The sequence below is a fragment of the Marinobacter albus genome (assembly GCF_030238305.1).
Lineage (GTDB): Bacteria > Pseudomonadota > Gammaproteobacteria > Pseudomonadales > Oleiphilaceae > Marinobacter > Marinobacter albus.
In genome coordinates this window covers 2421816-2444622 of the sequence record NZ_JASSQD010000001.1, presented here as the reverse complement: position 1 = coordinate 2444622, position 22807 = coordinate 2421816, and the positions used below count along the sequence as shown (strand labels likewise).

The window sequence follows — 22807 nt, the reverse complement described above, 5'->3', positions numbered from 1 at the left end:
TCACGTTAATAGCCCCTGGCCGAGGAGGTGCTTCGCCTCGGGTCGGCGCCACCGTAAAGCGTACCGTCCTTTCCAATCATAATACTCTGAATGGCGCCCATCGCCGAATTGGTCACCACGGTGTGGCCTCGTTTTTCCAGCAGTGCAATGGTGTCAGGGCTGATCCCCTGCTCAATCCGAACCTCATCTGGCAGCCACTGGTGATGAATTCGGGGGGCATTGACCGCTGTCTGGATATTCATGCCATGGTCAATGACGTTCATGATTACCTGGAGGGTAGTTGTGATGATCCTTGAACCACCCGGGCTGCCGGTAACGAGGAAGTTCCTGCCATCTTTTTTGACAATCGTCGGGGACATGGAGCTGAGCATGCGTTTGCCAGGCTCCACTTTGTTGGCTTCGCCGCCGATCAGGCCGTAGGCATTGGGCACGCCGGGTTTTGCACTGAAATCGTCCATTTCATTATTGAGCAGAAAGCCGGCGCCTTTTACGGTTATACCGGAACCGTAGCTGAAATTGATGGTATAGGTGTTGGACACGGCATTGCCCCATTTGTCCACGACTGAAAAATGCGTGGTTTCCGGGCTTTCGTAGGCCGCCGGCTGTCCCGGGCTGATTTCACTGGCTGGCCGGGCCCGACCCGGCTCAATATCGCCTCGCAGCGCTTCGGCGTAGGCCTTGCTGGTCAGTCCGGCCAGGGGGACATCGACGTAGTCAGTGTCTCCCAGGTATTCCGAGCGATCCGCGTACGCCAGTTTCATGGCTTCCGCCATCAGATGGAGGGTGTCGGCGGAGTTGTGGCCGAATTGGCCAATCGGGAAACCCTCAAGAATGTTCAGGATCTGGACAATGTGGGTGCCGCCGGAGGAGGGCGGCGACATCGAATAGATGTCGTACCCTCGATAGCTGCCATGCACCGGGGTTCGAACCACGGGGTGGTAGGCTTTCAGGTCTTCCCTGGTAATCAGACCACCATGGCGCTGCATTTCCTCTGTGATCAGTTCCGCCGTCTTGCCCTCGTAAAACCCCTTAACCCCGTCATTGGCGATGCGCTGCAGGGTTCTGGTCAGGGCTGGCTGGCGAAACAGGTCGCCGGGCTGGTAGGCATCACCATTGCGCTTGTAAAAGGTATTGAGTGTGGCGGGCCAGCGCTCTAGGCGCGGTCGCGCGGATTCCAGGCCCTCGGTGAAACGCTTGGGCACCGTGAACCCGTCGCGGGCCAGTTTGATGGCCGGGGCCAAGGCCTCTTTCAATGAGAGCGTGCCGTGGCGTTCAAGCGCCAGTGCCAGCCCGGCGACCGTACCCGGAACCCCGGCGGCCAGGTGGGTAAAACGACTGCGGTCCTCGACCACCTCCCCGCTGTCGTCCTGGAACATGGTTGCGGTTGCCGCGGCTGGGGCCCGCTCACGGTAATCAATGGCTTCCGGGGCGCTGCCATCGCCCTTCGAAATCAGCATGAATCCACCGCCGCCAATATTGCCGGACCGGGGCTGGGTTACTGCCAGGGCAAAACCCGCAGTGACGGCGGCGTCAATGGCGTTTCCGCCGTCTCTCAGGACCTGCAGCGCGACGTCCGTTGCCAGGGTGTGGCTGGTTGCGACCATGCCATGGCGGGCAACGGTTGGGTGAAAGCGCTCGCCCTCGAGAATGGGCTGACCGGAAGCCGGAACGACGGTTGTCATGGAAAGGAGGAATGCAATGACCCACAGGTGCCCTGAGCGCGTCATGAGGTGGCTTTTCCGGGTTTGCCGCTGTGGTGCAGTGTTCATGATTCTCTTCCTCGTTTCTGACGTTCAGATAGGCTATGATAGCCGGTCATTTTAATAGGTGCGTATCGTCAACCTGTCGAGTATCCGTCAGTGATTCCCCTGCGCACCTGCTTTCCCGGATTTTAGTTAAGGAAAGGCTTTCATGGAGCATACCTATCGTCTTGTGATTTCCTGCCCGGACCGGGTGGGAATTGTCGCCAAGGTGAGTAACTTTCTGTCCACCTACAATGGCTGGATTACCGAGGCGAGTCACCATTCGGATACTCACACCGGCTGGTTCTTCATGCGTCATGAGATCAAGGCCAGTTCGATTCCCTTCGGCCTGGATCAGTTCCGCGCAGCGTTCGATCCCATTGCCCGTGAATTCAATATGAACTGGCACATTGCGGACTCGGCTCAGCCCAAGAAAGTCGTCCTGATGTGCAGCAAGGAATCCCACTGTGTGGCTGACCTTCTGTACCGTTGGCACAGCAAGGAAATCAATGCCGAGATCGTGGCGGTGATTTCCAACCACGACGATCTGCGCAGAATGGTGGAATGGCATGAAATTCCTTACCACCACGTGCCCGTGAGCAAGGAAAACAGGGCTGAGGCGTTCACCCACATCGACGAACTTTTCAAACAGTATGACGCTGACGTTGTGGTGCTGGCCCGATACATGCAAATCCTGCCCGCCGAGCTTTGCGCCCGGTACGCCGGCAAGGTCATCAATATCCATCACAGCTTCCTGCCATCATTCGCCGGAGCCCGCCCGTACCACCAGGCCTACAGCCGGGGTGTGAAGCTGATCGGTGCGACCTGTCACTATGTCACTCAGGACCTGGACGAGGGGCCGATCATTGAGCAGGACGTCATTCGCATCACCCACAGCGATTCCATCGAAGATATGGTGCGCCTTGGAAAAGATGTGGAAAAGAACGTGCTGGCCCGCGGTTTGCGATCCCATATCGAAGATCGCGTGATTACCTATGAAAACAAGACTGTGGTGTTTGATTAAGGCCGTCTCACAGTTGCCCCGGCGAGGGTGCGATTGTGGTAGACTTGGCGGCTTGTTGAAGAATAACTAGGGGGCCCGGAAACGGCCCTGACACGACTTCCAGATAACGCAAAGGAACCTTTCTCGATGGGTGAGTTAGCCAAAGAGATCCTGCCGGTAAATATTGAAGACGAGTTAAAACAGTCCTACCTCGATTACGCCATGAGCGTCATCGTCGGCCGGGCCTTGCCGGACGTCAGGGACGGCCTTAAACCGGTGCACCGCCGGGTTCTGTTCGCCATGTCCGAATTGAACAACGACTGGAACAAGGCTTACAAGAAATCCGCCCGTGTGGTGGGTGATGTTATCGGTAAATACCACCCCCACGGTGACTCCGCGGTCTACGACACCATTGTTCGTATGGCTCAGCCTTTCTCGCTGCGTTATCCGTTGGTCGACGGTCAGGGCAACTTCGGTTCCATCGACGGTGATAACGCGGCAGCCATGCGTTACACCGAAATCCGGATGGAAAAGATTGCCCATTCGCTGCTGGCGGATCTCGAGAAGGAAACGGTGGATTACGTCGACAACTACGACGGCACCGAGCGCATCCCTGACGTCCTGCCCACCCGGGTGCCCAACCTGCTGGTTAACGGTTCCTCAGGCATCGCCGTGGGCATGGCGACCAACATTCCGCCCCACAACTTGACCGAAGTGGTCAAGGGCTGCCTGGAGCTGATCAATAACCCGGATCTGACGGTTGACGAGCTGATGGAATTCATTCCCGGCCCGGATTTCCCGACCCAGGGCATCATCAATGGCCGTGCCGGCATCGTTGAGGCTTATCGGACCGGTCGCGGCCGCATCTACATTCGTGCCCGCCATGAAATCGAGCACGACAACAAGACCAACCGCGACGCGATCATCATCACCGAGCTGCCGTACCAGCTGAACAAGGCGCGGTTGATCGAGAAAATTGCCGAGTTGGTGAAAGAAAAGCGTCTCGAAGGCATCTCGGAGCTGCGGGACGAATCCAACAAGGAAGGCATCCGGGTGGTTATTGAATTGCGGCGTGGGGAAAACCCGGACGTCATCATCAATAACCTGTTTGCTCAGACCCAGTTGCAAACCGTGTTCGGCATCAACATGGTTGCGCTTATCAATGGCGAGCCGAAGACCCTCAATCTGAAGCAGATGCTGGACGCGTTCGTGCGTCACCGCCGTGAAGTGGTAACCCGTCGGACCATCTTCGAACTGCGTAAAGCGCGGGAGCGGGGCCACATTCTTGAAGGCCTGACCGTTGCCCTGGCCAACATCGATGAAATCATCGAGCTGATCAAAGCCTCACCGTCGGCGACCGAAGCCAAAGAAAAGCTGATGGACAAGGGCTGGTCCCCCGGTGATGTTCTGGGCATGCTGGAGCGCGCCGGTGAAGACGCGTGTCGTCCGGATGACCTGCCCGAGATCTATGGTCTGCGTGAAGGGCTGTATCACTTGTCGCCCGAGCAGGCCCAGGCCATCCTGGATCTGCGTCTGCATCGCCTGACCGGTCTGGAAACCGAAAAGCTTGAGAATGAGTACAAGGAAATTCTGGAAAAGATTGCCGACCTGCTCGACATTCTTGGCGATCCCGACCGCCTGATGCAGGTTATACGCGAGGAACTGGAAGCCATCGTTACCGAATTCGGTGATGAGCGCCTTACGGAAATCACCAGTTCGCGCCGCGATCTCACCATCGCGGACCTGATTGATGAAGAAGACCTTGTAGTTACCATCTCGCACAGCGGCTACGCCAAGACCCAGGCCGTTGAGGATTACCAGGCCCAGCGCCGTGGTGGTCGGGGTAAGGCAGCCACGTCCATGAAGGATGAGGATTTCGTCGAAAAACTGCTGGTGGCCAATTCCCATGACACCATTCTGTGTTTCTCGAACCGCGGCAAGGTCTACTGGCTGAGAGTTTTCGAAATCCCCCGTGCAAGCCGCGCTTCCCGCGGTCGTCCCATGGTGAACATCCTGCCGCTGGACGAGGGCGAGCGAATTACGACCTTCCTGCCAGTCCGGGATTACCCGGAAGACCAGTTTGTACTGATGGCAACCTCCGCCGGTGTGGTCAAGAAGACGCCGCTGCCGAACTTCTCTCGTCCCCGGAGCAGTGGTTTGATTGCCCTGTCCCTGGATGAGGGCGATACCCTGATTGGCGCCGCCATTACCAAAGGCGATGCGGAAGTGATGCTGTTCTCCACCGCTGGCAAGGCCGTTCGCTTCGCCGAAGAGGCGGTGCGCCCGATGAGCCGGACCGCCCGAGGTGTGCGCGGTATCAAGATGCCGGTAGGGCATCACGTGGTGTCTCTGATTATTCCCCAAGAAGACGGTGTGATCCTGACCGCCAGTGAAAACGGCTACGGCAAGCGAACCGCCATTGATGAGTTCCCCACCTACGGTCGTGGCAGCCAGGGCGTTATTGCCATGCAGTGTTCCGAGCGTAACGGCAACCTGGTTACTGCGCTGCAGCTGTTTGATGGCGATGAGATGATGCTGATCTCCGACAAGGGCACGCTGGTACGGACCCGTACCGACGAGGTCTCTGTACTGAGCCGGAACACCCAGGGTGTGCGGCTGATCAAACTCAGCCAGGAAGACGAACGCCTCGTGGGCGTGGAGCGTATTGCCGAAACCGACGACGAGGAGCTCGACGGCGAAGAGGGTGAAGGTTCCGCTGAAGGCAGCTCCGAAGACAGTGCCGGCGAGGAATAAGCCGGCACCGCCACAAGACCGAACCAGTAAGACTTGAGAGATCACAGGATCATGAGTAGGGCGTATAACTTTTGTGCAGGCCCGGCGACCTTGCCGGAATCCGTGCTGCAGCAGGCACGCGAGGAAATGCTGGACTGGCGCGGTACCGGCATGTCCGTCATGGAGATGAGCCATCGCAGTGAGGAGTTTGTACAGATTGCCGAAACTGCCGAGAAAGACTTCCGTGAATTGGCGGGTATATCAAATGATTACGCCGTACTCTTCATGCAGGGTGGAGCTTCTAGCCAGTTTGCTACCATTCCGCTCAATCTTCTGGGAGAGAAGACTTCCGCGGATTATGTGAACACTGGCATCTGGTCCAAGAAGGCGATTGCAGAAGCAAAGCGCTATGGCGAGGTGAATGTGGTGGCCAGTTCGGAGGAATCCGGCTTCACCACCATTCCGGATGTGTCCAGCTGGCAACTCAACGCTGATGCTGCGTATCTGCACTACACGCCGAATGAAACCATCGGGGGACTCGAGTACGACTTCATCCCGGACAGTGGCAAGGTGCCGCTGGTGGCGGATATGTCGTCCACCATGCTGTCCCGCCCGATGGATTTCTCGAAGTTCGGTCTGATCTATGCCGGAGCCCAGAAAAACATCGGACCCTCGGGGCTGGTTGTCGTGGCTATCCGCAAGGATCTGCTGGGCAAGGCCCGCAAGGAAACGCCGACGATGATGAACTATCAGGTCATCGCCGATAACGACTCCATGTACAACACCCCGGCGACCTATTCGTGGTATCTGGCCGGGCTGGTATTCAAATGGCTGAAGGCCCAGGGCGGCGTGGAAGCCATGGGTGAGATCAACCATCGCAAGGCGAGGAAGCTGTACGATTTCATCGATACCAACGACTTCTATGCGAACCCGATTGATCCCCGGTTCCGCTCCTGGATGAATGTCCCGTTTACCCTGGCGGACGACGGTCTTAACAGTGACTTCCTGAAAGGCGCGGACGCCCGCGGTCTTCTCAATCTGAAGGGGCATCGCTCCGTCGGAGGAATGCGCGCCAGCATCTACAATGCCATGCCTGAGGCCGGCGTTGACGCCCTGATCCAGTACATGGCGGAATTCGCCAGGGAGCGTGGCTGAGCATGAGTGACGAGCAAGTTCGCCTGGCAGAGCTTCGGGACGAGATCGACAGCCTTGACCAGCAAATCATGGATCTGATCAGTGCCCGGGCCCGCTGTGCCCAGGAAGTGGCGCACGTCAAAATGGCTTCGAACCCGGACCAGGATGTTTTCTTTTATCGCCCTGAGCGCGAAGCCCAGGTGCTGCGCCGTATCAAGGAGCAGAACCCGGGGCCTTTGTCTGCCGAGGAAATGGCCCGGCTGTTCCGAGAGATCATGTCTGCTTGCCTGGCTCTGGAAAAGCCGATGCACATTGCTTTTCTGGGCCCGGTGGGTACCTTTACCCAGGCAGCGGCCCTGAAGCATTTCGGGCACTCGGTGGTCAGTGTGCCTTTACCCGCGATAGACGCGGTGTTCCGAGAGGTGGAGTCCGGCGCTGCTCATTACGGGGTGGTGCCCGTGGAGAACTCCACCGAGGGTATGATCAACCACACCCTGGACATGTTCATGTCGTCACCGCTGAAAATCTGCGGTGAGGTTCAGCTTCGAATTCACCACCACCTGCTGGTATCACCGAAACACAAAGACCAGGAAATCACCCGGATCTATTCCCATCAACAATCCTTTGCCCAGTGTCGTCAGTGGTTGGACACCCATCGCTACGGTATTGAACGCATTACCGTGTCGAGCAATGCCGAGGCGGCCAGGCGTGCGGCGGAAGAGCCCGGTGCGGCGGCCATTGCCGGTGATATGGCCGCGGAGCTCTACGGGCTGGAAATGCTGGCGAGCAGCATAGAGGACCGTCCGGATAACACGACACGGTTCCTCATTATCGGCCGCGAGGAAGTGCCGGCCAGCGGGCACGACAAGTCGTCCATCCTGGTGTCCATGCGCAATAAACCCGGCGCGCTCTATCAGCTTCTGGAACCCTTCCATCGCCATGGCATCAGCCTGACCCGGATCGAAACCCGGCCGTCGCCCAGCGGTACCTGGGCGTATGTGTTCTACATCGATTTCGAGGGGCACATGGAGAATGAGCAGGTACGCAATCTGCTGGCGGAAGTGGACGACGAGGCGGTTGAGCTCAAGCGGCTGGGTTCCTACCCGATTGGTGTGCTCTAGATTCGCGGTATTCAGGCTAGGAACGAGGTAAGGCTATGGCGATTGATTACCAAAGCCTGGCAGTGAAAGGGGTTCAGGCGCTGTCTCCCTATCAGCCGGGCAAACCGATTGAAGAGCTGGCCCGTGAGCTGGGCCTGAATCCGGCCGATATCGTCAAGCTGGCCAGTAACGAGAACCCGCTCGGGCCCAGTGATAAAGCGCTTGCGGCCGTTAGGGAGGCGCTGCCGGAACTGTGCCTGTATCCCGATGGTAATGGTTTTGACCTGAAACAGGCTTTGGCGGCCCGATTTGGTGTCGGTATGGACCAGATCACCCTGGGTAACGGCTCGAACGATGTGCTGGAAGTGATTGCCCGCTGTTTCGCGGACCGTGACTCGGAAGTCGTTTTCTCCCAGTATGCCTTTGCTGTTTATCCCCTGGTGACTCAGGCCATTGGCGCCAAAGGCATATCGGTACCGGCAAAGGCGTGGGGGCACGATCTTGACGCCATGGCCGCAGCCGTGACCGATCGCACGCGACTGATCTTTGTGGCCAACCCGAATAATCCGACCGGCACGGTTCACGAGGCTGAAGCGATCGAGGCGTTTCTGGAAAAAATCCCCGCCAATGTCCTCGTTGTTCTCGACGAAGCCTATTGCGAATACCTCCAGGGTGATCAGTACCCTGATGGCGTCAAGCTGCTGAGCCGGTTTCCCAATCTGATTGTCTGCAGGACCTTCTCCAAGGCTTGGGGACTGGCCGCGCTCCGGGTCGGCTACAGCATCTGCTCAGCAGCGATTGCCGATATCCTCAACCGTGTTCGCCAGCCCTTCAACGTTGATACGCTGGCTCTTGCAGCTGCTACTGCGGTGTTGGGTGACGACCAGTATCTGGAGCGATCCCGTGAGGTAAATGCCGCAGGACTGAAACAGCTGGAACAGGCGTTCGACAGGCTGGGCCTGGGCTACATACCGTCAGCCGGTAATTTTATTGCCGTTGACGTTGGCGGGCGGGCCCAGGACATCTATCAGTCACTGCTCGCCCAGGGCGTCATCGTTCGGCCGGTTGCCGGTTACGGAATGCCGAACCATTTACGGGTATCGGTAGGCCTGCAGGCTGACAACGATCGCTTTATCGACGCGCTGGAGCATGCGCTGCAGCCGCCAGGGCAGGGAGCCGCGGATGTCTGATCAGCAGCCGCTCTTCAAGCGTGTCGCGATCATCGGGCTGGGCCTGATCGGCGGATCTCTGGCCTGCGCGATCCGGCGAAACGGTCTGGCAGAGGTAGTGGTTGGCGCCGACAAGCGCGCCGACGAGCTGGCGCTGGGTCATGAGCTCGGTGTCATTGATGAGGCCGCGGCATCAATCGAAGAGGCGGTGAAGGGGAGCGATCTGGTGGTTCTCGCGGTGCCGGTCCGTGCAACGCGAGCGGTGCTGGAGGAAATCCAGCCGTGGCTCGGTGAGAGCGCCGTGCTGACCGACGTTGGCAGCACCAAGTCCAGCTTTGTCGCCGATGTGGAGGCGGTTTTTGGGGCGCTGTCGCCGCAGGTAATTCCTGGGCACCCGATTGCCGGTTCCGAGAAAAGCGGTATCCGGGCGGCCAATCCGGATCTGTTTGCCAGGCATAAGGTTATCCTGACGCCTGATGAGCAGGTCAACCAGTCCGCATTGGATCGTTTGAAGCGGCTCTGGGAGGGGTGCGGCGCTACCGTGCTGACCATGTCGGTGGCCTATCATGACGAAGTGCTGGCGGCGACCAGCCACCTCCCGCATCTGATCGCTTTCTCCCTGGTGGATACCCTTGCCGGCGAAGATGAGAACATGGACATCTTCCGATACGCTGCCGGTGGTTTCCGTGATTTCACGCGGATTGCCGCCAGTGACCCGGTAATGTGGCACGATATCTTCCTTTCGAACCAACAGGCAGTGCTTCGGGTGATCGACCATTTCACCCACGATCTGGAACAGCTGCGTGAGGCGATTGCCAATCAGGACAGCGCCACGCTGCTGCGAGTTTTCAGTCGCGCCAAAGCAGCGCGGGAACACTTTTCAAAGATGCTTTCAGGACAGGCTTACGTGACAAACAACAGTGAGAAACAGGTAACGTTCCGTCTTCAGCCCGGCAGCGCCGTTACCGGCGATATCCGGGTTCCGGGTGACAAATCCATGTCCCACCGCTCGATTATGCTGGGCGCGTTGGCTGACGGGACCACCGAGGTGAAAGGCTTCCTGGAGGGTGAGGACAGCCTGGCCACCCTGCAGGCATTTCGGGACATGGGTGTCACCATTGAGGGACCGGATGCCGGATTTGTGCGCATTCACGGCGTTGGTGTCAATGGTCTGCAGGCGCCGCGGGGACCGCTTTATCTGGGCAACTCCGGCACTGCCATGCGTCTGTTTGCCGGACTGCTCGCAGCTCAGCCGTTCGATTCCGAACTGACCGGTGATGCGAGTCTGTCCAAGCGCCCCATGGGTAGAGTGGCCGATCCGCTGCGGGCCATGGGTGCGGTAATCGACACCGCCGAGGGTGGTCGACCGCCGCTGAAAATCCGCGGCGGTCAGCACCTGAGTGGCATCCATTATGAGATGCCGGTTGCCAGCGCACAGGTGAAGTCCTGCCTGTTGCTGGCCGGTCTCTATGCCGAGGGCAGTACTTCTGTAACCGAACCGGCACCGACCCGCGATCATACCGAGCGCATGCTGGCGGGTTTTGGTTACCACGTTCATCGCGACGGCGCGACCGCAAGCGTCAGTGGGGGTGGGCATCTCAAGGCCACCAACATCGACGTGCCGGCCGATATCTCGTCAGCGGCGTTTTTCCTGGTAGCCGCCAGTATCGCACCGGGCTCGGACCTTGTGCTGCGCCATGTGGGAATGAACCCGACACGGGTGGGTGTGATCAACATTCTCCGCATGATGGGGGCCGATATCGAAGTGCTTGACGAGCGGGAAATCGGTGGGGAGCCGGTGGCGGACCTGCGCGTCCGGGCGGCGGAGCTGCAAGGTATAGATATTCCCGAGGATCAGGTGCCACTGGCGATCGATGAGTTTCCGGTGCTGTTCATCGCCGCAACCTGCGCCAAGGGGCGCACCGTTCTCCGTGGGGCCGAAGAGCTTCGGGTCAAGGAAAGTGACCGGATCCAGGTGATGGCCGATGGGCTTGCTGCGCTGGGCGTTGAAACCACGGTAACGCCGGATGGCATTGTCATCGAGGGCGACCAGACGATTGACGGCGGAACGGTCAACAGTCACGGCGATCATCGAATTGCCATGTCCTTTGCGGTGGCATCGCTTCGGGCGGAAGCGGAGATAGAGGTCACAGACTGTGCCAACGTGGCAACGTCTTTCCCGGGATTCGTGGAGCTGGCCCGGAGCACCGGGATCCACGTCACCGCCGAGGGAGATGAGTAATGTCTGAGAGCGTGGCGACGGTTATTACCGTTGATGGGCCGGGTGGATCGGGCAAAGGTACCATTACCCAGATGCTGGCGACGAAGCTGGGATTTCATCTTCTGGACAGTGGTGCACTCTATCGGCTGACCGCCCTTGCCGCCGTGCGCCAGGGGGTTTCCTTGGATGATGAGGCCAGCCTGGTAGGTGTTGCGGCCTCCCTGGATGTGGCGTTCCAGCCAACTCCGGCGGGAGAACCGGCGAAAGTGATCCTGGCAGGGGAGGATGTGACCTCGGAAATTCGCACTGAGACCTGTGGCGACAACGCTTCCCGGGTTGCGGTGATGCAGCCGGTCCGGGATGCGCTGTTGCAACGGCAGCGGGATTTCAGGAAGCCCCCGGGATTGGTTGCCGATGGCCGGGATATGGGCACGGTTGTCTTTCCCGATGCGCCGGTGAAGATTTTCCTGACTGCCAGTGCCGAGGAGCGTGCCCGGAGACGATTTAGCCAGTTGAAGGACGCGGGTGTCGATGTTAACATTGATACCCTTTTAGAGGAGATACGGGTTCGTGATGAACGGGATATGAACCGTTCTGCAGCCCCTCTCAAGCCTGCAGATGATGCGCAAGTCATTGATTCTACGGGTTTGAGTATAGAAGAGGTGTTAGACAGGTGTATGGCCGCAGCAGGTCAGGCCTGACTACACCTTTTTGTCGTTCAAATGCCGGATGTGGCGTTATCGGCCAGCCACTGGCCATATCCGGACATGACTAACAGACCGTGTTGCTGGTAGCACGGAGTAAACTTGCGTTGATCACATAGGACACATAATGAGCGAGAGCTTTGCGGATCTTTTTGAAGAAAGCCTAAAAGAAATTGACATGCAACCGGGTTCCATCGTCCAGGGAACCGTAGTTGACGTCGACAGCGACTGGGTCACCGTTAACGCCGGACTGAAGTCCGAAGGCGTTATCCCCGCCTCCCAGTTCCTCAACGAAAAAGGCGAGTTGGAAGTTGCTATCGGCGACGTTGTCGATGTAGCTCTCGATGCTGTTGAAGACGGCTTCGGGGAAACCCGTCTGTCTCGTGAGAAGGCCAAGCGTGCCGAAGCTTGGAAGGTTCTTGAGAAGTCCTTCGAAGCGGAAGAGGTTGTCAAGGGTATTATCAACGGTAAGGTCAAGGGTGGTTTCACCGTCGATCTGGCCGGCATCCGCGCCTTCCTACCCGGCTCTCTGGTAGATGTTCGTCCGGTTCGCGATACCGCGCATCTGGAGAACAAAGAACTCGAGTTCAAGGTTATCAAGCTGGACCAGAAGCGTAACAACGTGGTTGTTTCCCGCCGCGCCGTTCTGGAAGCTGAAAACAGCGCCGAGCGTGAAGCTCTGCTGGAAACCTTGACCGAAGGTCTGGAAATCAAAGGTATCGTCAAGAACCTGACCGACTACGGCGCGTTCGTAGATCTGGGCGGGGTTGACGGCCTGCTGCACATCACGGACATGGCTTGGAAGCGCATCAAGCATCCGAGCGAAATCGTGAATGTGGGCGATGAGATCAACGTTAAGGTCCTGAAGTTCGACCGTGAGCGTAACCGTGTATCACTGGGTCTGAAGCAACTGGGTGAAGATCCCTGGGTTGATATCAAGGGTCGCTATCCGGAAGGTACCAAGGTTACCGCACACGTAACCAACCTGACCGATTACGGCTGCTTCGCAGAGCTGGAAGAGGGTGTTGAGGGTCTGGTCCACGTTTCCGAAATGGATTGGACCAACAAGAACATCCATCCGTCGAAAGTCGTCCAGGTTGGCGACGAAGTGGAAGTGATGATTCTGGATATCGACGAGGAGCGTCGTCGTATTTCTCTGGGTATCAAGCAGTGCGTTTCCAACCCGTGGGAAGATTTCTCCAGCAACTTCAACAAGGGCGACCGTATCTCCGGTAAGATCAAGTCAATCACTGACTTCGGTATCTTTATCGGCCTGGACGGTGGCATCGACGGTCTGGTTCACCTGTCTGACATCAGCTGGAACGAGACTGGCGAAGAAGCGGTTCGTGAATACAAGAAGGGTGATGAGGTTGAAACCGTTATCCTGTCTGTTGATCCGGAGCGCGAGCGCATTTCCCTCGGTATCAAGCAGCTCGAGAGCGACCCGTTCGCCGAGTTTGTACAGCTGAACGACAAGGGCTCCATCGTGAAGGGCACCGTGTCTGCTGTTGATGCCAAGGCTGCGACCATTGCCCTGAATGACGAAGTCGAAGCCGTACTGAAGGCGTCTGAAATCAGCCGTGACCGTGTTGAAGATGCACGCAACGCGCTGAAGGAAGGCGAAGAAGTCGAAGCGAAGATTATCAGCATCGACCGCAAGAACCGCATCATCAACCTGTCAGTGAAGTCCAAGGACGTTGAGGACGACAAGCAGGCACTTGAGGGTGTGCGGGCCAAAGCGGCTGAAACTTCTGGTGCGACCACTATTGGTGATCTCATCAAGGAGCAGATGCAGCAGCAGAACGCCAACAAAGATTAATATCTCAAGTTGGTAAGAAAAAAACGGGCTCTAAGAGCCCGTTTTTTTTGTGTTTTTTTTTGGTTTGGCTAAACTGGTAGTCATGAGAGTCCGGTAATCGACGGTCGAATAATAATGAAAGAGGGAAACGCCTCATGACGAAGTCCGAACTGGTCGAGCTGATCGCGTCCAAGCAAACTCAGCTCTCCGTTAAAGATGTAGAATTGGCTGTGAAGACCATCATTGAGCACATGTCTCAATCCCTTGCCGATGGTCAGAGAATTGAAATCCGGGGCTTTGGCAGTTTTTCCCTGCATCACAGGGCTGCTCGCACCGGCCGTAACCCCAAGACCGGAGAAGCGGTTCAGTTACCCGCCAAGTACGTGCCCCATTTCAAGCCGGGCAAAGAGTTGCGGGAACAGGTTAACGACAGTCTGAAAAAAGGCTTCTGACGCCGGATCGGGGAACGGGTATAATTCGGGCTTTTCCGAAGCCCATCAGGGAGCGCTATGGCTATGGCAGGATTGCAGAAAATTCTTATTATTCTGTTGGTACTGGTCCTTATCCTGCTAGCACTCGTGTTTTCGCTCAATAATCAGGTGGCTGTTTCGCTCAATTTTCTGTTGTTCGAAACCCAGCCCCACGGGGTGGCTGTCTGGATTATCATGGCATTTGTGATCGGCGCTCTGGTTGGAGTGCTGATCGCGATGCTGGCAACTGTTCGTAACTCGGTTTCCCGGCGAACTCTTCAGAAACGACTTGATCGTGCCGAGCAGGCATTGGAGAAATCCAGGGCCCAGAACGACCGGACTCTTTAATGGATATAGTGCTTCAGTGGCTGCTGCTCACCGCAGCGGTCGCGGCTGGCTGGGTAGCCGGCAGGCTAGGCAGCAATGGCCGCAGGACCAGAAAAACCATCTCCGACGAAGAGTCGGTGCGCGATCGTCTTCAGTTTCTGTTTACCAATTACTCCGACCAGGCCGTGGAAAATTTTGTTCAGTCCCTCGCGGTGAACAAGGATACGGTCAGTCTGCACCTCTCTATTGGCAGTCACTTCCGCCTTAAAGGCGAGACCGAGCGCGCAATCCTGATTCATCAGAATCTACTGGCCCGGCCAGAATTACCCACCCGCTTTTCACCCCAGGTAACTCTCGAATTGGCCAAGGACTATCTGAACGCCGGCCTTCTGGACCGGGCGGAAGCCTTGTTGCAACAATTGATGGGAGACCGAGACTACGGCCGCAAATCCGCCCAGCAGTTGATTGAGGTCTATCAGCAGGAAAAGGAATGGGGGAAGGCCGCTGACGTGGCACGGGCGCTGACTAAAGGCGATGCCGATCCGGCGATGTTCAAGATGCTTGCTTACATTACCTGCGAATTGGCAGAAGAGTCGCTGCGGCGTGACGACCGCTGGGCGGCGCAGAAACTGGCGAAGGAAGCCCTGGATTACGATCATTCCTGTGTCAGGGCAACCCTGATACTGATGAAGCTGCAAGTTCGCCAGGGCAGTTTCCGGGAGGCGGCTAACCAGAGCCTGAAGGTTTTCGACCAGAATCCGGAGTTTGGCCCGGAGGCGGTTGACCGCCTGATGCGGTTGGAAAATGAGCACGGCGATGTTGGTCGCCTTGGTAAAAAGCTGCGCAAGCTCTACGAAAGCTATCCCAGTACGAGCCTGCTTCTGGCGCTGGTTGAATCGGTGGAACGTTCCTCTGGCCGACCGGCAGCCATTGATTTGTTAAGGCAGGAGCTCGAGACGCGCCCCAGTGTCAGGGGCTTGCTCCGGCTGGTGGAGATGGCCGGATACGAAAAAGGCATGACCACGGACGAAGGCCGGCTGGTCAGTCGGATTGGTCATCTGATTCTCTCCAATCGCCCGGTTTACCGTTGCGCGAATTGCGGGTTCTCCGGTCAACAGCTGCACTGGCTGTGCCCGAGTTGCAAACAATGGGAAACCGTACGCCCGATCCAGGGCGTTGAAGCCGAATAACTTTTCTGACATTCCGCAGGACATTAAACGTGCAAGACGCTAACGATCCGAAAATTATCGTCGCGCTGGATTTTCCCTCCGAGAATCCGGCGCTTGAGCTGGTGGACAAGCTGGATCCCGCCAAATGCCGTCTGAAGGTGGGTAAGGAGCTATTTACCCGTTCTGGCCCCCAACTGGTTCAGAACCTGCAACGGCGGGGATTTGAAGTCTTCCTTGATCTGAAGTTTCATGATATCCCCAACACAACGTCTGCAGCGGTGGCGGCTGCGGCGGACCTGGGGGTGTGGATGGTCAACGTGCACGCCTCGGGTGGCGAAAAGATGATGACCGCCTGTCGCGAACGCCTGGAGTCTTTCGGTGCCGATCGCCCATTGCTGATTGCGGTAACGGTCCTGACCAGCATGAGCGCTGCAGACTTGGCAGGTATTGGCATTGTTGAATCGCCAGAGGCCCATGTGTCACGGCTTGCAACCCTGACCCGAAATTGTGGTCTTGACGGTGTCGTGTGCTCGGCTCAGGAAGCGCCGACTCTGAAGGCGGAGCAGGGCGCCGATTTCCGGCTGGTCACGCCGGGCATTCGGCCGCTGAGTGCGGCCAGAGGTGACCAGCAACGGATTATGACCCCGAGCGATGCGCTTCGGGCTGGCAGTGATTACTTGGTGATTGGTCGGCCGATTACCCAGGCGTCTGATCCACTGGCGGCGCTGGAGGCGATACATCAGGAGGTGGCGACTCTCTGAGTCGCTTTGCCTTCGGCCAGAAATGAAAAAAGCCGCTGATTCCAGGAATCAGCGGCTTTTTTGAATAGTGGCTCCCCGAGCTGGGCTCGAACCAGCGACAAACGGATTAACAGTCCGTTGCTCTACCAACTGAGCTATCGGGGAACGTCGTCGTGTGACGAGGCGCGTATATTAAGTTGGCAATACGCCCCCGTCAACCCCTGGTCGGAACTTTTTAGCCAAGTGCTTTTTGAAGGCGCTCGATGGCCTTTTTCAGGTTTTCCATGCTGGTGGCGAAGCTCAGGCGCATGTGGCCCGGGCAACCAAAGGCGGAGCCTGGAACCAGTGCCACGCCGGCGTCAGTCAGCAGCTTTTCGGCAAATTCCACGTCGGTGCTGACGCCTGAATCGGCGTCGATGGCGCCGTGGAAGCTCGGGAACACGTAGAAGGTGCCGTCGCCATTCAGGCACTCAACGCCCGGCAGTTTGTTCAGAGCCTCAACCAGCCAGTCGTGGCGCTCCTTGAATGCCTTGACCATGTCGCCAACGCAGCCCTGGTCCCCATCAAGCGCAGCCTGTGCCGCCGCCTGGGAGATGGAGGCCGGGTTAGAGGTGCTCTGTGACTGGATTTTTTTCATGGCACCGATAATTTTGGCCGGGCCCGCCGCGTAACCGATGCGCCAGCCTGTCATGGAGTAGGCCTTGGATACGCCGTTGAGCACGAAGGTGCGATCGTACAGCTCCGGGGTGGCGTTCAGGATGTTGCAGAACGGCTTGCCAGTCCAGAGGATCGGTTCGTACATGTCATCGGTCGCGATCATGATGTTCGGGTGCTTTTTCAGAACTTCGCCAATCGCCTGTAGCTCTTCCAGGGTATAGGCCATACCGCTCGGGTTGGACGGACTGTTGATCACGAACAGACGGGTGCGCTCGGTGATGGCGTTTTCCAACTGCTCAGGCGTAATCTTGAATCGGGTTTCCGCGCCGGTTTCGATGATCACCGGCTTGCCCTCGGCAACCAGGACCATGTCTGGGTAGGATACCCAGTAGGGAGCCGGAATGATGGCTTCGTCACCCGGATTAAGAGTGGCAAGCGCCAGGTTGAAAAAGCTCTGTTTGCCTCCACTGGATACCAGTATCTGGTTGGCTTCGTAATCCAGGCCGTTGTCCCGTTTAAACTTCGCAATAATCGCTTTCTTCAGGGTCGGCGTACCATCCACAGCGGTATACTTTGTCTGGCCGTTGTTGATGGCTTCAATGGCTGCCTGTTTGATGTGATCGGGAGTGTCGAAGTCCGGCTCGCCTGCACCCAGGCCAATGATGTCCTGGCCAGCTGCGCGGAGTTCCGCGGCTTTGTTGGTGACTGCGAGGGTGGGAGAGGGCTTGATCGCCTGTACACGGCTGGAAAGTTGAAGGTCCAAACTTGCGCTCCTTAAAGCTGCGTCTGATAGGGCTGCGATCGGCCGGGACTCGGTGCTTAAGCCATGGAGCTGGCTGATTTTCGCCCAGCCGTCGATCGCACTGATGGTATCATGAAGCCGGCGTAACGCTAAATTTCTCGACGGTTCGGGCCTGCGCAAGGGCTGTGTCTGTCAAAAAACCGGAGGTTGTCCGCCTATTATGGCCAAAAACGAGTCCAGTGCTGACAAAGAGGGTGTGTTCAAGGTTGATTCGCCCTACAAGCCTGCTGGTGACCAGCCAAAGGCCATCGACGGTCTGGTAGATGGCATTCAGTCAGGTCTGGCGCACCAGACGTTGTTGGGGGTAACCGGCTCCGGCAAGACCTTTACCATAGCGAATGTCATTGAGCAGATTCAGCGCCCGACCATTGTGATGGCGCACAACAAGACGCTTGCCGCGCAGCTCTATGGCGAGTTCCGGGAGTTTTTCCCAAATAACGCCGTCGAGTACTTCGTTTCCTATTACGACTATTACCAGCCCGAGGCCTATGTGCCTTCGTCCGACACCTTCATCGAGAAGGATGCATCGATTAACGAGCACATCGAGCAGATGCGGCTGTCTGCGACCAAAGCCCTGCTGGAACGGCCGGATGCAATCATCGTGGCCACGGTTTCATCCATCTACGGTCTGGGTGACCCTCAATCCTATCTGAAGATGATGCTGCACCTTGACCGGGGCGACCAGATTGACCAGCGCTTAATCCTGCGTCGGCTGGCCGAACTTCAATACACCCGCAACGATATCGAGTTTCACCGGGCCAATTACCGGGTTCGTGGCGACGTGATTGACGTGTTTCCGGCAGAATCCGAAAAGGAGGCCATCCGGATCGAGCTGTTCGATGACGAGGTAGAAAACCTCAGTTACTTCGATCCGCTTACGGGCGAGGTCCTGCGCCGGGTTCCCCGGGTCACGATCTATCCGAAGTCGCACTACGTTACGCCCCGCCAGACCGTTCTGGATGCGGTGGAGAATATCCGGGTCGAACTCGACGAGCGCCTGCAGCAGTTACGCGACAACAATCGTCTGGTGGAGGCGCAGCGGCTCGAAGAGCGGACCCGCTATGACATCGAGATGATGATGGAGTTGGGCTACTGCAATGGTATCGAGAACTACTCGCGTTATCTGTCTGGACGCCGTCCCGGTGAAGCACCGCCGACTTTGTTTGATTACCTGCCACCCAATGCACTACTGGTGGTGGACGAGTCGCACGTGACCATCCCCCAGATTGGTGCTATGTACAAAGGCGACCGCTCGCGCAAGGAGACCCTCGTGGAGTATGGCTTTCGATTGCCGTCCGCGCTGGATAACCGGCCCATGCGATTCGATGAATGGGAACGTATCGCGCCCCAGATGATCTTTGTCTCGGCAACGCCGTCCAACTATGAGGCGGAGCATTCCGGGCAGGTTGTGGAGCAGGTGGTCCGGCCCACCGGTTTGCTGGATCCGGAGATCGAGATCCGGCCCGCGTCCACTCAGGTCGACGATTTGCTCTCGGAGATCCATTCCCGGGTGGCCATCAAGGAGCGCGTGTTGGTGACGACCCTGACCAAACGGATGGCTGAGGACCTTACCGATTTTCTCATGGAACACGACATTAAGGTTCGGTATCTCCACTCCGATATCGATACCGTCGAGCGGGTTGAGATCATCCGGGACCTTCGGCGTGGTGAGTTCGACGTTCTTGTCGGAATCAACCTGCTGCGGGAGGGCCTGGATATGCCGGAGGTGTCGCTGGTAGCCATTCTTGATGCGGACAAGGAAGGTTTCCTGCGGTCTGAACGGTCACTGATCCAGACCATTGGCCGGGCTGCGAGGAACATACATGGCAAGGCGATTCTGTATGGGGATCGGATTACAGGTTCCATGCAGAGAGCCATTGATGAAACCGAACGCCGGCGCGCCAAACAGACTGCACATAACGAAGAGCATGGGATTACGCCTCAGGGACTGAACAAGAAGATTGCCGATATCATGGAAGGCGCCGGTGGTGGCGGTCGAGGCCGCCGGAAGGGCGAGCGTCCGGGTCAGAAGGCTGCGGAGGAAGCGGAACGGTATCGGGCCAAGACTGGCAACAAGTCACCCGAAGAGGTGCTCAAAGAGGTGTCAAGACTCGAAGACGAGATGTACAAGGCCGCATCGGATCTGGATTTTGAGACTGCTGCACGGATCCGGGATGAGATTTCCGACCTGAAAGAAGCAGCTTTGCGTACCGGCTGATCAGTTGCCCCGTTTGGGGCCGACGATGACGGCCGCCTGAAGTGGTTGCAGACGGCCGTAACGGGACATCTTGTTGAAGATCCGGCGGTCGATGGGCAGATACTGCTTATCGGCCACGGTTTCGCCGGCCTCGACATCGATTTCCGGATCGTGCAGGTAGACGAACTGTTCGTCTATGGCGCAGACGGTCACCCAGTGAGGAACCCGGCTTCGATTCAGTTGCCAGGTGCTGATGAGGATGACCGGGATGCGGCCGTGCTGAAGAGCCTGCTCCATGCCCTCCAGCGTCAGAGGGTCGTGATGCAATTCAATTCCGGTCTGGCCGATGTCGTGCAGGAAGCCCTCGTGTACCAGTTCCAGTACCCGCTTCTTCTCCTCGCTCCTGACGGTGTCCTTGAACAGGGCGCCTTCCTTGCTGATCCAGGCGCTGGCCTGGAATCCCCGATTCCAGGCTGACAGTGCCAGTCCGTGGGGCCCGCAGCCCCCATGGCCGGCCAGCATGAAAATGGTGGTCGCTTCGCGCCAGAGTCTGAGTTCCTCCAGCGTGGTGACCGGTTGTTTTTCATCCAGTGCCGCCATGGCCATGATCAGTGCCGCGGGCCCGCATGAAAAATCCGTCGTTTGCGGGTAGTAGGGCACGGGGGAAAATTGCTTGGAGGGTTCGTAAAACAGAATGCGGCGTTCGAAGCGCAGGGCGTTGCCATGGTCCTCGTAATAATCCCGGTAAGTGCCGAACTGTCGGTAGCCCAGGCGCTTGTATAGATTGATTGCCGGATGGTTGTCCTCACGCACTTCCAGACGCATGATGATGCGACCGGCGTTGACCGCCTCACGTTCCGCCTCACGCACCAGTTTCTCGCCTGCACCCAGGCCCCGGGTTTTCGGTGAAACGGCGATCGAATATATGCGGGCAAGCCGGGTCGCTGCATTCATCAGGACCAGGCAATAACCCACCAGTGCATTATCGAGGGTCGCAACAATCAGACGGTCTCGCGGCATGTCGAGAAATCGACGGAAACTGCGCCGCGATATCCGGTCTTCAGAGAAGCACCGATTCTCCAGCTGAACTAGGTCGTCGAGATCGGTCTGTATGGCCTGTCTGATCTGGAGTAAGGACATTTTATCGGAGCCTTGGTGAGCGTCTTGGTGGGCAGGCCGGTGAACTTTCCTGGCGGCGCTATTATGAGCCAGAGCCGATGACTGAAAAATAGCTGAAGTATGCGTAAAAGCACGCATCAGCAAACGATTGTGCAGGTTTCGGCTCAAGCGTATTGTTGCCAAAAATAATCAGGGTCGAACCTTCAGGGAGGAGCGCCTTTAATGTCCCGTTTGCTCATAGTCGTCGATCGTGCGAAAGACTGGTCTCCTTATTACCCCAGTGAAGATGTCCTTACGTTCGATGAGTACCTCCAGTTCTCAGCGCCCGCGTCCAGCCGGGTGCGGGTTATCAATCTGTGCCAGAGTGCCCGTTACCTGAGCCGGGGTTACTATTGCTCCCTGCTGGCCGAAGCCCGTGGGCATCATGTGGTGCCGTCCGTGATGACGCTCAACGATCTGAGTCGGAAGGGGCTTTTTTCCCTGCAACTGGAGGAACTGGACGACAGCGTAGTGAACTGGCTGGAGGCTTCCGGTGCGGAGATTGATCCGGCCACGGATGCGCGTGAGGCCACCCATGAGGTGAGGATCCGAACCTATTTTGGCCAGGCGGCCCACGCGGAGCTGAAACCTGTTGCCCGCGCGCTGTTTGACCGGTTTCCGTGCCCGATCCTGGAAGTGGTCTTCAAGCGCCGAAAAGGCTGGCAGATCGAGTCGATGAAACCGGCGGCGCCGGCTGATCTGGATGAGCAGGAACAGGATGTCTTCGCGGAAGCCCTGGACCGGTTCAGCAGCATGGTCTGGCGCAAACCGCGCACCCGGCGTCGTTACCGTTATGACCTTGCGATTCTGGTCAATCCCGAGGAGGAGATGCCGCCCAGCGACAAGCTTGCTTTGAAGCGCTTCGAGAAGGCCGGACGCAAGCTCGGTATCAACGTGGAGCAGATTACCCGTCGCGATTACATGCGGCTGCCTGAATACGATGGCCTGTTTATCCGTGAGACTACGGCGATTGACCATCATACCTATCGGTTTGCCCGTAAGGCCGAAGCCGAAGGGATGGTGGTGATTGATGACCCGGTGTCCATCCTGAAATGCACCAACAAGGTTTTTTTGGCAGACCTGCTGAAAAACAACAAGGTGCCAACACCGAAGACACTGATTCTATCCCGGGACCACAAACAGTCGGTGGAGCAGATCATTTCGGAACTGGGCTTTCCTGTGGTCATCAAGATACCGGACGGTGCCTTTTCCCGAGGCGTCACCAAGGCCGAGGATGAGGTATCGCTGCGCGCAGGCCTGAAGACGCTGTTCAAGCAGTCTGCCCTGGTGCTGGCGCAGGAGTACCTGTATACCGATTACGACTGGCGGATTGGCGTTCTTGGGGGCAGGGCCATCTACGCCTGCAAGTACATGATGGTGAAGGGGCATTGGCAGATCTATCAGCACGGTGAGTCCAGCAGTGAAAGTGGCGACTTTGAAACCATGCCCACTTACGAGGTGCCGCGAAATGTCATTCAGGCGGCGCTGAACGCTACCCGGCTGATCGGCAACGGACTTTACGGGGTGGATATCAAGCAGTCCGGTAACCGTGTGGCAGTCATTGAGGTCAATGACAATCCCAGTATTGATGCAGGCGTGGAAGACCGCTTTCTCGGCGGAGAGCTCTACACGCTGATCATGCAGGAGTTTTTGTCGCGTATGGAGGACAACCGGCGTCGTTAG

General features: G+C 57.6%; 17 protein-coding genes and 1 tRNA gene. 14 read left to right on the top strand and 4 right to left on the bottom strand.

The features are described 5' to 3' along the window. Positions 1 to 5 precede the first annotated feature (5 nt). A complete protein-coding gene (gene ggt, locus QQF73_RS11325; RefSeq protein WP_228743221.1) occupies positions 6 to 1682 on the bottom strand; it encodes a gamma-glutamyltransferase in 1677 nt (558 codons plus the stop codon). A 229-nt stretch (positions 1683 to 1911) separates the two neighbouring features. Here ggt and purU point away from each other — a divergent pair, with 229 nt between their 5' ends. The 12 genes from purU to pyrF all read left to right on the top strand — a co-directional run bounded on the left by purU (position 1912) and on the right by pyrF (position 16331). Then, the gene (purU, locus tag QQF73_RS11320) at positions 1912 to 2766 is read left to right on the top strand and encodes a formyltetrahydrofolate deformylase (protein ID WP_219865369.1); all 855 of its coding nucleotides are present in this window, start codon (positions 1912 to 1914) and stop codon (positions 2764 to 2766) included. A 126-nt stretch (positions 2767 to 2892) separates the two neighbouring features. After that, positions 2893 to 5499, top strand: coding sequence for a DNA gyrase subunit A (gyrA, locus tag QQF73_RS11315; protein WP_219865370.1), 2607 nt, complete (start codon positions 2893 to 2895; stop codon positions 5497 to 5499). 51 nt (positions 5500 to 5550) lie between these two features. Next, the gene (gene serC, locus QQF73_RS11310) at positions 5551 to 6633 is read left to right on the top strand and encodes a 3-phosphoserine/phosphohydroxythreonine transaminase (protein WP_219865371.1); all 1083 of its coding nucleotides are present in this window, start codon (positions 5551 to 5553) and stop codon (positions 6631 to 6633) included. A 2-nt stretch (positions 6634 to 6635) separates the two neighbouring features. Next, positions 6636 to 7733, top strand: a complete 1098-nt coding sequence (pheA, locus tag QQF73_RS11305) for a prephenate dehydratase (protein WP_219865372.1) — start codon at positions 6636 to 6638, stop codon at positions 7731 to 7733. Positions 7734 to 7768: 35 nt separating this feature from the next. After that, positions 7769 to 8902, top strand: coding sequence for a histidinol-phosphate transaminase (hisC, locus tag QQF73_RS11300; protein ID WP_219865373.1), 1134 nt, complete (start codon positions 7769 to 7771; stop codon positions 8900 to 8902). Further along, positions 8895 to 11123: a bifunctional prephenate dehydrogenase/3-phosphoshikimate 1-carboxyvinyltransferase gene (locus tag QQF73_RS11295; protein ID WP_285368241.1), complete on the top strand. Its 2229-nt coding sequence runs from the start codon at positions 8895 to 8897 to the stop codon at positions 11121 to 11123. The genes hisC and QQF73_RS11295 overlap by 8 nt, the downstream gene beginning before the upstream one ends. Next, positions 11123 to 11803: a (d)CMP kinase gene (gene cmk / locus QQF73_RS11290; RefSeq protein ID WP_219865375.1), complete on the top strand. Its 681-nt coding sequence runs from the start codon at positions 11123 to 11125 to the stop codon at positions 11801 to 11803. The genes QQF73_RS11295 and cmk overlap by 1 nt, the downstream gene beginning before the upstream one ends. A 130-nt stretch (positions 11804 to 11933) precedes the next feature. Further along, positions 11934 to 13625, top strand: a complete 1692-nt coding sequence (gene rpsA / locus QQF73_RS11285) for a 30S ribosomal protein S1 (protein ID WP_219865376.1) — start codon at positions 11934 to 11936, stop codon at positions 13623 to 13625. Between the two features lie 134 nt (positions 13626 to 13759). Then, on the top strand, positions 13760 to 14056 hold the full coding sequence (locus QQF73_RS11280; RefSeq protein ID WP_008172061.1) for an integration host factor subunit beta: 297 nt from the start codon (positions 13760 to 13762) through the stop codon (positions 14054 to 14056). A gap of 63 nt (positions 14057 to 14119) precedes the next feature. Next, positions 14120 to 14422, top strand: a complete 303-nt coding sequence (locus QQF73_RS11275) for a LapA family protein (protein ID WP_219865925.1) — start codon at positions 14120 to 14122, stop codon at positions 14420 to 14422. Then, complete coding sequence (gene lapB, locus QQF73_RS11270) at positions 14422 to 15591, top strand: lipopolysaccharide assembly protein LapB (RefSeq protein WP_219865377.1); 1170 nt, start codon at positions 14422 to 14424, stop codon at positions 15589 to 15591. The genes QQF73_RS11275 and lapB overlap by 1 nt, the downstream gene beginning before the upstream one ends. 29 nt (positions 15592 to 15620) lie before the next feature. Beyond that, positions 15621 to 16331, top strand: coding sequence for an orotidine-5'-phosphate decarboxylase (pyrF, locus tag QQF73_RS11265; protein WP_219865378.1), 711 nt, complete (start codon positions 15621 to 15623; stop codon positions 16329 to 16331). Positions 16332 to 16399: 68 nt separating this feature from the next. On the opposite strand, the gene QQF73_RS11260 is transcribed toward pyrF, so the two are convergent. Then, positions 16400 to 16475 (bottom strand) — tRNA-Asn (locus QQF73_RS11260). 70 nt (positions 16476 to 16545) lie between these two features. Next, positions 16546 to 17730 (bottom strand): pyridoxal phosphate-dependent aminotransferase, encoded by a 1185-nt coding sequence (locus QQF73_RS11255; RefSeq protein ID WP_219865379.1) that lies wholly within the window; start codon positions 17728 to 17730, stop codon positions 16546 to 16548. 199 nt (positions 17731 to 17929) lie between these two features. Here QQF73_RS11255 and uvrB point away from each other — a divergent pair, with 199 nt between their 5' ends. Further along, positions 17930 to 19987: an excinuclease ABC subunit UvrB gene (gene uvrB, locus QQF73_RS11250; protein ID WP_219865380.1), complete on the top strand. Its 2058-nt coding sequence runs from the start codon at positions 17930 to 17932 to the stop codon at positions 19985 to 19987. On the opposite strand, the gene QQF73_RS11245 is transcribed toward uvrB, so the two are convergent. Next, the gene (locus QQF73_RS11245; RefSeq protein ID WP_219865381.1) at positions 19988 to 21106 is read right to left on the bottom strand and encodes a GNAT family N-acetyltransferase/peptidase C39 family protein; all 1119 of its coding nucleotides are present in this window, start codon (positions 21104 to 21106) and stop codon (positions 19988 to 19990) included. It abuts the gene before it with no gap. Positions 21107 to 21307: 201 nt separating this feature from the next. Between QQF73_RS11245 and QQF73_RS11240 the strand changes: the two genes are divergently transcribed. Then, the gene (locus tag QQF73_RS11240) at positions 21308 to 22807 is read left to right on the top strand and encodes a RimK family protein (protein ID WP_285368240.1); all 1500 of its coding nucleotides are present in this window, start codon (positions 21308 to 21310) and stop codon (positions 22805 to 22807) included.